Genomic DNA, 13,965 nt, shown 5'->3' with positions numbered 1-13,965 from the left:
GGCGTCGGCGCGGGCGGGCATTCGCATGCTGGGTGACCGGCAGCTTGGCCCGGCGCTGCTTGACCGGCGGGTACACGCTCTGCTTGCGTACCGGCCGTGAGCAGGTTGGTCTTCGTCGGATCCGTGAACGCCGACACCATCGCCGTCGTGCCCCGACTCCCCGGTTCGGACGAACGACTCCTCGCCGACGCCGTCATCCATGCCGGAGGAGGAAACTCGGCCACTGCGGCGGTCACGGCGGCGCGGCTGGGCGGTGACGTGGCATTCATCGGGCCGGTTGCCGCGGACGAGCAGGGCGAACGGATCCGGGCCGACCTCGTTCGTGAAGGCGTGGACACCAGCGGACTGGTCCCTGTCCCCGCAGGCACGGGCGGTGCGAGCGTCGTGCTGGTGGACCGGTCGGCGGGTACCCGGGCGATCTGTACGCGGCCGCTCCCGGCATTCGGCATTCCGGACACTCAGCGCTCTGCCCGCGACCTCATCACCGGTGCGGGGTGGGTGCACTGTGATCACATCGGGTGGGCGGCAGTCCGTCCGCTCCTCGACCCTTCCGCGGCGGACGGACCACGGCTGTCTGTCGATGCGGGCAACCCGATCCCCGGGTTCGCACCCTCCGGAGTCGACCTCTACGGGCCGACAGTGGTGTCGCTGCGACGTGCGTACGGCGATCTTCCCGTGCCGGACCTGCTCGCCCGGGCGCTCGACGACGGCGCCCGTTGTGTGGTCGCCACCGATGGTGCGAGGGGTGCCTTTGCCGCCGGAGATCCGTACGCCAGCGAACCGGCGAGTGCCAATGGAGATCGCCAGGGTGACACGCGGGACGAGCCGGTGCACGTTCCCGGCTTCACGGTTGACGTGGTGAGCACGCTCGGCGCCGGTGACGTGTTCCACGGCGCTCTCCTGGTCGCTGTCGACCGCGGGCTCGACCTCCCAACCGCCTTGCGGTACGCGAACGGCGTCGCCGCTCTGTCGTGCCGCGCCGTCGACGGACGTTCCGGCGTACCCACCGATGCCGAGGTGACGGCCTGGCTGACTCGGGGCCCAGGCTGACTCGGGGCCCAGGCTGACCCGGGGCCCAGACTGACCCGGGGCCCAGACTGACTCGGTGCTCGGGCGTACCGATCCGGCGACGCGGGGCGTCAGAGCAGTCACGCAGGAGCTGATGGTTTCCGGGTGCCGGAAGCCATGTTTCGAAAGGGCGTCCGAGTCCGGACAACGGCACCACGGCCGTTCGTTCACCCGCCCTAGGCTCGACCCGCCGACGCACCACGCACGACGCATCCACCGGGACAACCCGAACGCTGACTACGCACCGGGTCTCCAGCGTTCCGAGAGGAGCACCAGCGATGGCCATCGACGCCAGGCTCGCCGCAGATCCGTACAAGCTGACGGCCGACGGGATCAAGGAACCACCCACGGGTTGGGGCGCGAGCCTGCGCTACCTCGGCCCCGGACTCATTGTCAGCGCCTCGATCGTGGGATCGGGTGAGCTCATCGCCACCACGACGCTCGGCGCCCAGGCGGGCTTCGCGCTGCTGTGGATGGTCATCATCTCGACCACTGTCAAGGTCGCCTTGCAGGTCGAGCTGGCGCGCTGGACGATCTCGACCGGCGAGCCTGCGCTGTCGGGCTACAACCGCGTCCCGCCACGGTTCGGCCGGATCGGCTGGATCAACGTCCTGTGGGTCCTGCTCGCCCTGTCGAAGGTGCTGCAGTTGGGTGGCATCGTCGGTGGTGTCGCGGTCGCCTTGAGCATCCTCATGCCGTTCGGCGACCCATTGGGTACGACGTCGCTGGCGATCTGGACCGTGATCATCGTCCTGGGCACGGTCACGCTGCTGTATTCCAATCGCTACAGCCTGATCGAGCGTGGCGCGTTCGTGCTCGTCGTCGTGTTCTCGGTCCTCACCGTGGTGATCGCCTTCGGTCTACCCTTCACGCCATTCGCCTACGACAGCAGCGAGATCCTTGGCGGGTTGGCGTTCCGCATTCCGGCCGGCGCGGTCGGGGCGGCGGTGGCGATGTTCGGCATCACCGGCGTCGGCGCGGACGAGATCACCTTCTACACGTACTGGTGTGTGGAGAAGGGGTACGCCCGCTGGGTTGGCCCCAACGACGGCAGCGAGGCGTGGGTACGCCGGGCCAACGGCTGGATCAAGGTGATGTACAAGGATGCCCTTGTCTCGTGGGTGGTCTACACCTTCTCGACGCTGGCGTTCTTCATCATGGGGGCGGCTGTTCTGCATCCGCAAGGGCTCTCACCCGAGGGCAACGACATGTTGACAACCCTCTCCCGGATGTACACCGACACCCTCGGCGAATGGGCCACCATCGCATTCCTCATCGGCGCGATCGCCGTGCTCGGCTCGACCCTGTGGGCGGCCGTGCCGAGTTGGGCGCGGATGTACACCAACGTCCTCGCGACTCTCGGCGCCCTCGACTGGCGCGAGCCGTTCGCGCGGCAGCGGTGGATCCGGCTGTTCATCGTGGTGCTGCCCATCGTGTGGGGTGCCGCGTACCTTCTGATCAGCTCGCCGGTGATCATGGTGCAGATCGGCGGCGTCATGACCGGCGTCTTCCTGCTCGGCGTGGTCGTCGCGGTGTGGTACCTGCGGAAGGTCGATGTGGACCCACGGCTGTACGGCGGCCGGGCGTTCCACGTGGTCCTGGTCGTCAGCAGCGCCGCGATCGGGCTGCTCGGGCTCTACACGCTGGTCAGCGTGTTCGGCTTCACGATCGAGTAGCTCCGCCGATCGGCCCCAGCTCCCCCGGCGCGGGTGGCGACGGGTTCCCCATTGGATGAGGGGCCCCCTGATCCAATGGCGGTTCGCATGAGGGTGCCCCTGATCCAATAGGTTCGTGTGAAGGGTCCCCTCACCCAGGCCAGGCCCGTCGCAAGGGTCCCCTCATCCAAGCGGTGCACCCTCGACGGGGTTCCCTCGTACCAACGAGATGTCCCTCGCCCCGTGCTAAGGTGCGGCCCATGCGCAGACGGAACGCACTCCAGCTTCAGTGGTGGCGCCGCCTCTAGGCGGCAGCCCTCGTTCCGTAACGCAACTGACGATCGAACGATGCGACCGCCCTCACCGGCGGTCGCTTTCTTGTGTCCTACGCAGGAACAACCCACCGGTGCGGGCCCACCTGAAAGGGCGACCACCGTGGACGACACGACCTGCTACCGCACCGCCGGCGGGATCGCCGTGACGCGCACCACCAGCCGCGCCGACCGTATGGACCTGGTCGACCGCGCCGACCCCAACCACCCCGTCGACCCCACCGACCGCGCCGGCCGCGTCGACCGGCCCGACCGGACCGACTACGCCGAGCGCGGCATCCGCGACCAGCTCGAGGAGTTCGCCTCCGGTGTCGAGACGCGGCGGGGCGGGATCCTCAGCTCCGGCATCGACTATCCAGGCCGCTACAGCCGCTGGCATCTTGGTTACGTCGACCCGCCGCTGGAGATCGCGGCGCGCGGTCGCAGGGTCACCGCGACGGCGCTCAACGCGCGGGGTGAGGTCCTGCTGTCCGCTGTCGCGGCCGTGATGAGTCGCACCGGCGAGGTCGTGGCGACGGCGGCGGATCACCTCGAGGTCGAGGTCCCGGCTGCGGCCGGTGACGGGTTCGCTGAGGAGGAGCGCAGCCGGCAACCGACCGTGTTCACGACCCTGCGGGCGATCGTGGCGCTCTTCTCCTACGACGGCGACCACCAGCTCGGGCTCTACGGTGCGTACGGCTACGACCTCGCCCACCAGTTCGAGCCGCTGCGCCTGGTGCACGATCGCGGGGCCGCCGCCCATCGCGACCTGGTGCTGCACCTCCCGGACGAGATCCTCGTCGTCGACCGGAAGCGCGAGACTTCCGTGCGATATGCGTACGACTTCATCGTCGACGGCGTGAGCACGGCCGGCCTGCCCCGGCACACCGAACCGACGCCAGTGGTACGCAGCCAGGAGGTGCCGCCCGCTCCCGTTCCCGGCAGGTACGCGCAGATCGTCCGCGACGCGAAGGAGCGGTTCTTCCGGGGCGACCTGTTCGAGGTGACGCCCAGCCATGTCGTCCACGGACCGTGCGCGTCGCCGGCGGCGTTCTACTCGCGGCTGCGGGAACGGAATCCGGCGCCGTACGAGTTCTTCTTCAACCTGGGCGAGGGTGAGTATCTCGTCGGCGCGTCGCCGGAGATGTACGTCCGCGTGACCGGCTCCCGGGTCGAGACCTGTCCGATCGCGGGGACGATCCGCCGTGGTGCCGACCCGCTGGAGGACGCCGAGCAGATTCGTACGCTGCTCAACTCCACCAAGGACGAGGCCGAGCTCACCATGTGTACCGACGTCGACCGCAACGACAAGTCCCGCGTCTGCGTACCCGGCAGCGTCCGGGTCATCGGCCGTCGCCAGATCGAGCTCTACAGCAGACTGATCCACACGGTCGACCACATCGAGGGGACACTGCGGCCCGGGCTCGATGCGTTCGACGCGTTCCTCACCCACATGTGGGCGGTGACGGTGACGGGCGCGCCGAAGCAGTGGGCGATGCAGTTCATCGAGGACCACGAGGACGCGCCGCGCCGGTGGTACGGCGGAGCGATCGGCGTCGCCGGCTTCGACGGATCGATGAACACCGGGCTCATGCTGCGGACGGCACACATCTCCAGCGGTGTCGCGTCGGTGCGGGTGGGGGCGACGCTGTTGTACGACTCGGATCCGGAGGAGGAGGAGCGCGAGACCCACCTCAAGGCGCAAGCGCTTCTTGACGCCCTCGCGACGCCGGGTGACGTCGACCGTGGCGCGGCGGAAGCGCCGTCTGGTGGCGCAGGATCTGGTGCCGCAGGATCTGGTGGCGCAGGGTCCGGTGGCGCAGGGTCCGGTAGCGCAGGATCGGGTGGCGCTGGTTCCGGGGGTGTCGCCCCCGCGGCGGTCGAATCCCTTCCTGATAACGGGATGCGGGTCCTGGTCGTCGATCACCAGGACTCGTTCGTCCACACGCTCGGCGACTACTTCCGGCAGCAGGGTGCCGGCGTGACGACGCTGCGGTACGGGTTCGCCGAGGCGATGCTGGACGAACTCGCGCCGGATCTCGTCGTGCTCTCCCCCGGTCCGGGACGCCCGACCGACTTCGACTGTGCGTCGCTACTGGGAGCGCTGGACGCACGCGGCCTGCCGGCGTTCGGGGTGTGCCTGGGGCTGCAGGCGATGGTGGAGTACGACGGCGGTGCGCTCGACCTGCTGCCCTATCCCGCGCACGGCAAGCCGGCCGAGGTCCACGTGCTGGGTGGCAAACTGCTGGCCGGCATGGGCGCGAGCTTCACGGCCGGGCGGTACCACTCGCTGTTCGCCACGCCCGACCAGGTTCGCGCCACGACCGTACGAGGCGGTGCTGGCGGTGGGTTCGCGGTGACGGCGACGACCGCGAACCAGACTGGTTCGGGTGGGACAGCGGCCGTCGCGATGGCGATCGAGGATCCGGTCCGCCGTCGCTGGGCGGTGCAGTTCCACCCGGAGTCGATCCTGACGGCGACCGGCCGCGCGGGTCACCAGGTGGTCGGCAACGTGCTCACGATGTGCCGGAGTCGCGCGACGATCACTGTGATCTGAATGGGTGCCTTCCCATGATCATGCATGGGTGCCTTCCCATGATCATGCGTCAGAAACTGGGCTGATGAGCCGCACAATGGCCCCGTTTATCCACGCATGATCATGGTCCAGGGGACGCCGGCGACGGGTGTGCGCGGGCTGGCGTCCCCGGTCCTGTCGCCGCGCCCCCGCCGTCCTGTCGCCGCGCCCCCGCCGTCCTGTGGCCGCGCCGCCGCCGTACTGTGGCCGCGCCGCCGCCGTACTGTGGCCGCGCCCCCGCCGTACTGTCGCGCCCTGGGGTGGTGGGCGCTGAACAGAGCCGGCGTGGAAGGCTCGATGCTGTGCCGCCTGACCCGCGTACGTCCCACCCTCAAGGCCACCCAACCGGTAGCGACCACCCGTCCGGCAGCGACATCCCGGCCGAAGCCGTCCATGCCGCGCTCGCGAAGGTTGTCCGAGGAGCGGTGCGCTTCGACGCGGGCAGCCGGGCGATGTGGTCCGCCGATGCGTCCAACTACCGGCACGTGCCGATCGGTGTGGTCCAGCCGTACGACACCGACGACGTCCTCGCCACTCTCGACGTCTGCCACCGCCTCCGCATCCCCGTACTCCCCCGTGGCGCCGGCACCAGCATCGGCGGGCAGGCGGTCAACACGGCCGTGGTGCTGGACTTCAGCCGGCACCTGAACGCCATAGTCGACATCGACCCCGACACCCGAAAGGCACGCGTCCAGCCCGGCGTCGTCCTCGACGACCTGCGGGCCGCCGCGCGGCCGCATGGGCTGACGTTCGGGCCCGACCCGTCGACGCACAGCCGGTGCACGCTCGGCGGCATGATCGGCAACAACGCCTGCGGGGCCCACTCGGTGGCGTGGGGCAAGACCGTCGACAACGTGGCCACGCTGCGGGTCGCCCTGCTCGACGGTACGCAGCTCACCGTTGGCCCCACCTCGGACGCCGACCTCGCCCGCCTCACCTCCGCCGACGGACGGATCGGGCGGCTCTACCGCGATCTCGCCGCCATCCGCGACCGCCACGGCACCCGGATCGACCAGCTGTACGGCGGAAACCTGGCCGGTCGGCCCTCCAGCCCGACGACACCGACACCGGCGCTCACTCGGAGGGTGTCCGGGTACAACCTCGACCAACTCCTGCCCGCACACGGATTCGACCTCGCCAAGGCGCTGGTCGGCACCGAGGGTACCTGCGCCACCCTGCTCGAGGCCGAGGTCACGCTCGTGGAGGCACCGCCGGCACGCGCCCTTGCGGTGTTGGGTTTTCCGGACCAGTTCGTGGCCGCCGACAACGTCCTACCACTCCTCGATCTCGCTCCCCTCACGATCGAGAGCGTCGACGCGGCGATCGTCGAGATCGTCCGCAGCCGGAACCCCGCCAACCCGGTGCTCGACACCTTGCCCGCCGGCGGCGCCTGGCTGTACGTCGAGACCGGCGGCGAAACACCCGCACACGCCCGTCAGCAAGCAGAGGCCGTCGCCCGCGTGATGGCGGGCGTCGGCGCGACGAACCTCGTCGTGTCCGATCCCGCGCACATGCGGGCATTGTGGCGGGTGCGGGAAGAAGGTGCCGGAAGCACCACGCGGCTCACCGACGGCGGCGAGGCCTGGCCCGGTTGGGAGGACGCCGCGGTGCCGCCGCACCGGCTCGGCAGTTACCTGCGCGGATTCGACGCATTGATGCGTACGCACGGCCGGCGCGGCATCTACTACGGCCACTTCGGCGACGGGTGCATCCACGTCCGGATCGACTTCGACCTGTTGAGTAGACCCGGCGTCGCGGGCTTCCGGAGGTTCATGGAGGAGGCCGCCGATCTCGTTGTGGAGCACGGCGGCTCACTGTCCGGCGAGCACGGTGACGGTCAGGCGCGCGCCGAACTCCTCGACCGGATGTACCCCGACGACATCCGTACGGCATTCGGAGAGTTCAAGGCCGCATGGGATCCCGACGGGCTGATGAACCCGCACCGCATCGTCGATCCGGCGAAGCTCGACGACGATCTGCGGGTCTTCGTGGCGCCGCCGACGGTGCGACCCGCCGAGACGACGCTCGCCTTCGCCCATGACGTCGACGGCTTCTTCGGCGCGACGAGGCGCTGCATGGGAGTCGGCAAGTGCCTCGCGTCGCAGGGTGGTGTGATGTGCCCGAGCTACCGGGTCACGAAGGAGGAGAAGCATTCGACCCGCGGCCGGGCGCGGCTGCTCTTCGAGATGGCGAACGGCTCCGTCGTCAAGGACGGTTGGCGGTCCGAAGAGGTGCACGACGCGCTGGACCTGTGCCTGTCCTGCAAGGGATGCAAGACCGACTGTCCGGTCGGCGTCGACATGGCGAGCTACAAGGCGGAGTTCCTGTCCCAGCACTACGCCCGACGCTTGCGTCCACTTTCGCATTACTCCATGGGGTTTCTGCCGCTGTGGCTGCGGATGGCCGCACCGTTCGCGCGGGTCGCGAACGCCGCCGCCCGGGTGCGGGCCCTTGCGGCCGTCGCCAAGAAGCTCGGCGGGATCACACCCGAGCGGGAGATCCCGCCCCTCGCGGACACGACGTTCGTTCGTACGTTCCGGCGGCGTCGCGCGGCGGCCGAGGCCCAGCCGGTCGACGCGCCGCGAGTGGTGCTGTGGCCAGACACGTTCACCAACGCGTTCGACCCCCAGATCGGCATGGACGCGGTGGCGGTGCTGGAATCGCTCGGCTACCGCGTCGAGGTACCGACGAAGCGGGTGTGCTGCGGCCTCACCTGGGTGTCGACCGGCCAACTCGGCATCGCGAAGCGGGTCCTGCGACAGACGTTGGCGACCCTGCAACCCTGGCTTGACGACGGCGTTCCGGTGGTGGGGTTGGAGCCGAGCTGTACGGCGTTGTTCCGGGGTGAGCTGACCGACCTGCTGCCCGGCGACCCGCGCGCCGCCCGGCTGCGGGACCAGACGACGACGTTCGCCGAGCTGCTCGCCGGCCACACCGACGATGTGGTCGTCCGTACGCCAGATATACGCGCGCTCGTCCAGGTGCACTGCCACCAGCATGCAGAACTCGGGTTCGCGGCCGACACCGCAGTGCTCGAAGCCCTGCGGGTGAAGGCGGACGTGCTCGACTCGGGCTGCTGTGGCCTGGCCGGCAACTTCGGGTTCGAGAAGGGCCACTACGACGTGTCGATGGCCTGTGCCGAACGTGTCCTGTTGCCGGCGGTCCGCTCGGCCGACACCGAGGTTGCCGTGCTGGCGGACGGGTTCAGCTGTCGTACGCAGGTACGCCAGGCCGGCGAACGCGAGCCCGTGCATCTGGCCCAGCTGGCGGCCCGCGCGCTCGGGGTGGGCTCCGGGTCCGGAGGTGAGGGTCGGCGTGCGTGAGCCGTTGAGGATCGCGGTCGCCCAGCCGCCGTTGGTGTCGTACGACGTGGCGACGAACGCGGCGAGCCACGCCGCGACGATCCGCTCGGCAAGCGCCCGGGTGGTGGTCTTTCCCGAACTCTCCCTGACCGGATACCAGCTAAACGCCCCGCCGATCACGGCCGAAGATGCTCGCCTCGACCCCCTCGTCCAGGCCTGCGCCGAGACCGGTTCGCTCGCCCTGGTCGGCGCCCCGGTGACGGGCGAGGCTGGGCGGTCGTACCTCGCGATGCTGGCCGTCGACGGCACCGGCGCCTCAGTGGCGTACCGCAAGATGTGGCTGGGGCCAGCAGAACAGCGCCGGTTCACCCCAGGCAGCAAACCCGCCGCGCTCGACGTCGACGGATGGCGGCTCGGCCTCGCGATCTGCAGGGACACCGGGATACCGCAGCACGCGACCGACACCGCCGCCCTCGGAATCGATGCGTACGTCGCCGGCGTCCTGGAGTCGACCGACCGCGCGGGCATCCTGGCCGAGCGGGCCGTCCGGATCGCCCGTCAGCACAGGGTCTGGGTGGCGGTGGCGAGCTTCGCGGGTTCGACCGGTGAGGGCTACACCCACGCCGTCGGGCGGTCAGGAATCTGGAACGCCGACGGCACGGCGGTCGCGCAGGCCGGCCCCGAGCCCGGCGCGATCATCCGCGCCACCCTCACCTCGGACCGTCGGCGCAGCCGACAGATCTCGGTCAGCGGGGGCGGGGGCGAGCGGAGGAGCCGCGAGGCCCGGATGACCCCGATGGGTAAGGAACAGGCTCGCCGGTCAGGGAGCCGTACCCCGCGGGACGACCCATTGAGTGGGCTGTCTGGTCACTTCGGCGATGAGATCGAAGTCCGCGTCGTAGTGGAGAACGGTCGCACCGTGGCGCTCGGCCGTCGACGCCAGGAGCAGGTCGGGGATGGAGGCTGCGCGGTGTTGGCCCCTGCCGGCGAGACTGCCCCGGACCTCTATGGCGCGATCCCACACCTCGTCCGGCATCGTGAACCGTGGCAGGTCGAGTCGTTCCTCCCGCACATCGCCGTGCTCGGCGGCGTTTCGCGTCTGTAGGCCACCTCGAGATCGACGACCGCGCATGTGCCCACAAGTCCTCGTTCCACCAGTGGTGTCATGACGGAGGCGACAGCGGGATGTCGCAGGCGGGCCCAGACACTCCTGTCTGCCAGGAAGGGCGCTAACCCCACGCACCCTCCATGACCTCGGGATCGGAGAGGTCGGGAAGCCCGCCCCCCATCAGACGCTCCAGATGCCGACGCCGCCGCACGCTCGCGAGGGCCTCGGCAAGTGCCTTGTTGACAGTGTCCTTCTTCGTTCCCGTACCAAGCGCTTCGGCGGCCTGGGCGAGCAGATCATCGTCGACATCGATCAGAGTCTTCGTCATCTCACCTACCTTTGTGTATCCAGTCTCTGGCGTTCAGTAGATACGCGACGGTGGCAGCGCTGCCCGGATCAGACGACGACCAGCGGCGCATCCCACAACATTCTGGGCATAACGTCCGGCCTGAACGTCGCCAGGCGTAGCGCGGCTCAACGCGGGCGGGGGGCGAGCGGCGGGACGCCGAGACGAGGGCGTTCGTCGGACGTCGGCACGTGCGGCGGGTGGGCCGCCAACTCCTCCAGCGCCACCTCGATCGCCTTGTCCAGTTGCGGATCCTGGCCACGGGCGAAGTCCTGCGGCGTGATGTCGACCTCGATGTCGGGGTCGGTGCCGTAGTTCTCGACCCGCCAGCCAACGTCGTCGAACGAGAACGAGAACTCCGGCTGGGTCGTGATCGTGCCGTCGGCGAGCCGGTGCTGGGGCGAGATGCCGATCACGCCACCCCAGGTACGCCGCCCGATCAGCGGGCCGAGCTTCCGCAGCTTGAACGCATGGCAGAAGATGTCGCCGTCCGAGCCGGCCGCTTCGTTCGTGAGGGTGACCAGCGGCCCGCGCGGTGACTCGGGCGGATACGGTTCCGGCTCGCCCCAGCGCGGGAAGTCGTAGCCGATCCGGCGGCGGGCCAGCTTCTCCAGCAGCAACGGCGAGACGTGGCCGCCGCCATTGAACCGGACGTCGATCACCAACGCGTCCCGGTCGTACTCCCGCAGGAACGCACGGTGGAACTCCGCGAACCCGCGCGGCCCCATGTCGGGAATGTGGAGGTAGCCGACGCGACCGTCGGTGCGTTCACGGACATAGGAACGGTTGGCCTCCACCCAGTCGCGGTAGCGGCCGGCCTGTTCGGACTGGACCGCCCGCACGCTCACGGTCCGCGGGTCCAACGCACCACCCGCACCAGCCGAGTCAGGAGTAGCAGCCGAGTCAGCCGTCGCCGCATCGGCCGTCGCGGCCGAGCCGGCCCCTGACTCCGAAGCCGCACCGAGGACCGTCAGCTGCACCTCTTCGTCGGCCTGGTTGACCAGCGGCTCGCCGGGCACGACGTGGGCCCCGTCCGGCGTACGACCGATCGGTTGGCCGTTGACGGCGAGCACGACGTCACCCGCCGCGATGGACACACCGGGCCGGTTCAGCGGCGACGTCGCACCGGTGTTCCACCGGTCACCGCCGACGATCCGGTCGACCTGGTAGTGCCCCGTCTCGGGGTCGAACAGCCAGTCGACCCCGAGGAATCCTTGCTGGTAATGGGGTCCCGGCCGGTACGCACCACCCAGCTCGTACGCATGGGAGGTGCCGAGCTCCCCCTGCAGCTCCCAGATCAGGTCGGACAGCTCGGCCCGCGTGGCGACCCGATCGACGAGCGGCAGATAGCGCGCGTAGACCTGGTCCCACGCCACACCCGACATGTCCTCGACCCAGAACTGGTCGCGCTGCAGGCGCCAGGTCTCCCGGAACATCTGTCGCCACTCGGCGCCCGGGCGCACCGACACCTTGACCCGTTCGAGGTCGATCCAGCCGGTGGTACGCCGGGCCTCGTCGGCGTCCTCGCCCGGTTTCTCGCCGGCCTTCAGCACCCGCAGCCGCTCGCCGGCGCGGTAGAGGAGGGTGCGCGCGCCCCGGTCGAGCCAGAAGTCGCTGATGCCGTCGACCAGGCGTTCCTTCTTCTGGGTCTCGAAGTCGTAGGAGTCCAGCACCGCCCTGGCCGCCGGGGCGAGGTTGTACCACGGCGCCTCCTGGCTGCCCTCGACCGGCAGGCTGGCGAAGAGGGCCTTGCCGTGGATGCCCGCGATCTTGGTGTAGTGCCCCTCCGGAACCGGAAAGGTCACCACCCGGTCGGGCAGGCCGTCGACGTCGATCTCGACCGGCGTCGGCCGGTCGGCCTCGGCCTCCTCGTCCTCCTTGCGTTCCTCCTCTGCCTTCTTCTGCTTGGCGGCGGCCTCGCTCACCAGCGGCTTCGGCTCGGGTACGAACGGCGAGCCGACATCGCGCCGCAGCGCCACCGCGTAGGGCCGGGTCCCGAGCGGGAACCCGAGCTCGAACTGCAGGGCGTCGTAGACCGGGTTGAAGTCGCGCTGCCCCAGGAAGTAGAGGTACTTGCCGTCGGGGTCGAAGCTCGGTGAGCGGTCGCGCAGCACGGGCCGCGTCGCCGGCCAGGTCTCCCCGGTCTCCACCCGGCACAGGGTGATCGCCTGCGTCTGCGGACTCTCCGGCTTGGCGTAGGCGAGCCACCGGCCGTCAGGAGCCCACGCCAGGTCACCGATCCGGCCGGACCGGCTCGCGTCGAGCCGCCGCGTGCTCGGATCGTCAGCCGCGAGGTCGACGACGAGCAGTTCGCAGCGGTGGTTGGCGACCGCCACCAGGTCGGCGTGCGGCGAGACGGTCACTTCGACGACCCGGCCGATGTCGACCGTGTCGAGCCACCGCGGCGGGGCGCTGCCGTCGGCGGTGAGGACGACCAGGCGTTCCTCCTCGCGGTCATCACTTCCCGCCGCGACCAGCCGCTTGTGGTCGCCGAGCCAGGTCAGCAGGCGGTACCGCACGCCGTCGGGCTCCCCGTGCTGGCGGACCGCACCCTCCCAGTGGGCGAACGAGAACGCCTTGCCGCGGGTGGTGACCGCCAGGTCGCTGCCGTCCGGACCGAGGGAGGCGGAGTCGAGATAGGTCCCGGCCGGCACGAACTGCCGGTTGCGCTGTGTGCGGGACGTCGCCAGCCGCACCGGGATCTGCCGCGGCTCGTCGTCGGCCGGGTCGAGCAGGTAGAGGTCACCCGCCCGGTGATAGACCAGCCGCGCGCCATCGCAGCTGAGGTTCCGCGCGTAGTAGTCGTCGTGATCGGAGTGCCGACGCACGTCCTCGCCGGCCGGAGTGCAGGAGTAGACGTTGCCGATGCCTTCGTGGTCGGACAGGAAGTAGATCCGCTCGCCCACCCAGCACGGGCTGGCCAGGTTGCCGTCCAGGGTGACCAGCCGGCGGAACTCCCCGCGGCCGTCGGCGTCGACCCACAACTCGCCGGCCGTGCCGCCGCGGTAGCGCTTCCAGCGGGCCGGGTCGGCGGTGTTGCGCCCGAGCACGACCCCACCGGTCGGGGCGGACGACATGGACTGGGCCCATCCGTACGGCAGTTCCTCCGACGGGCCGCCGTGCCGGCTCACCGCGCGCAGGCGGGCCTCGTTGACCGGGCGGGTCGCGGTGCTCGCGTAGGCGATCGTGTCGTCGTCGAGCCAGTCCGCCACCGCGCATCGCGGCGCGGCCTCGAACGTCAGCCGCCGCGCGGTGCCGCCGGCGGCAGGCATGACGTAGACCTCGCCGGGTCCTTCCTCCTGGCCGATGAACGCGAGCTGCGACCCGTCGGGTGACAGGCTCGGGCGGGACGCCTCCGCGACTCCGGCGGTCAGCCGCCACGCCCGGCCACCCTCGGCCGGCACGCTCCACAGATCATCGTCGCTGACGAACACCACGACGTCGCCGTTGATGCTCGGAAACCGCAGGTAGCCCGCGTCGTCGACCATGCCGTTCGTTCCCTCCCCAGGCGCGTGGACCTCGAGCCTATCCGCGATCACCGGCGCATCCCACACTCCGGAAGTGTCGCCGGTTGAGCCGCTGGGTACGTCGGAATGAGCG

7 protein-coding genes and 1 pseudogene are annotated in these 13,965 nt (G+C 70.1%); 5 read left to right on the top strand and 3 right to left on the bottom strand.

All coding sequences use genetic code 11. The annotated features are described in order from the left end of the window. Positions 1-96: 96 nt before the first annotated feature. The 5 genes and pseudogenes from ABNF93_RS23960 to ABNF93_RS23940 form a co-directional block, all read left to right on the top strand. Complete coding sequence (locus ABNF93_RS23960) at positions 97-1,050, top strand: carbohydrate kinase family protein (protein WP_349330403.1); 954 nt, start codon at positions 97-99, stop codon at positions 1,048-1,050. 296 nt (positions 1,051-1,346) lie between these two features. Beyond that, complete coding sequence (locus ABNF93_RS23955) at positions 1,347-2,744, top strand: Nramp family divalent metal transporter (RefSeq protein ID WP_349330402.1); 1,398 nt, start codon at positions 1,347-1,349, stop codon at positions 2,742-2,744. 414 nt (positions 2,745-3,158) lie between these two features. Next, entirely contained in the window at positions 3,159-5,591 is a 2,433-nt protein-coding gene (locus ABNF93_RS23950) for an anthranilate synthase component I (protein ID WP_349330401.1), read from the top strand. A 320-nt stretch (positions 5,592-5,911) separates the two neighbouring features. Further along, on the top strand, positions 5,912-8,932 hold the full coding sequence (locus tag ABNF93_RS23945; protein ID WP_349330400.1) for an FAD-binding and (Fe-S)-binding domain-containing protein: 3,021 nt from the start codon (positions 5,912-5,914) through the stop codon (positions 8,930-8,932). Beyond that, positions 8,913-9,626: pseudogene (locus ABNF93_RS23940) on the top strand (carbon-nitrogen hydrolase family protein); the annotation flags it as partial. The gene ABNF93_RS23945 and the pseudogene ABNF93_RS23940, both read left to right, overlap by 20 nt. 105 nt (positions 9,627-9,731) lie before the next feature. Here ABNF93_RS23940 and ABNF93_RS23935 read toward each other — a convergent pair. The 3 genes from ABNF93_RS23935 to ABNF93_RS23925 form a co-directional block, all read right to left on the bottom strand. Next, on the bottom strand, positions 9,732-9,947 hold the full coding sequence (locus tag ABNF93_RS23935) for a PIN domain-containing protein (RefSeq protein ID WP_349330472.1): 216 nt from the start codon (positions 9,945-9,947) through the stop codon (positions 9,732-9,734). 193 nt (positions 9,948-10,140) lie between these two features. Next, complete coding sequence (locus tag ABNF93_RS23930; RefSeq protein ID WP_349330399.1) at positions 10,141-10,347, bottom strand: type II toxin-antitoxin system VapB family antitoxin; 207 nt, start codon at positions 10,345-10,347, stop codon at positions 10,141-10,143. Between the two features lie 146 nt (positions 10,348-10,493). Beyond that, entirely contained in the window at positions 10,494-13,904 is a 3,411-nt protein-coding gene (locus tag ABNF93_RS23925) for a S41 family peptidase (RefSeq protein WP_349330398.1), read from the bottom strand. Positions 13,905-13,965 lie beyond the last annotated feature (61 nt).

The sequence above is a fragment of the Actinopolymorpha sp. B9G3 genome (assembly GCF_040120725.1).
Classification (GTDB): Bacteria; Actinomycetota; Actinomycetes; order Propionibacteriales; family Actinopolymorphaceae; genus Thermasporomyces.
This window is presented reverse-complemented; position numbering and strand designations above follow the sequence as displayed.

Coding starts and splice junctions, on each gene's coding strand:
- ABNF93_RS23955 (WP_349330402.1), top strand. CDS start 1,347: ATGGCCATCGACGCCAGGCTCGCCGCAGATCCGTACAAGCTGACGGCC.
- ABNF93_RS23935 (WP_349330472.1), bottom strand. CDS start 9,947: ATGCCGGACGAGGTGTGGGATCGCGCCATAGAGGTCCGGGGCAGTCTC.
- ABNF93_RS23930 (WP_349330399.1), bottom strand. CDS start 10,347: ATGACGAAGACTCTGATCGATGTCGACGATGATCTGCTCGCCCAGGCC.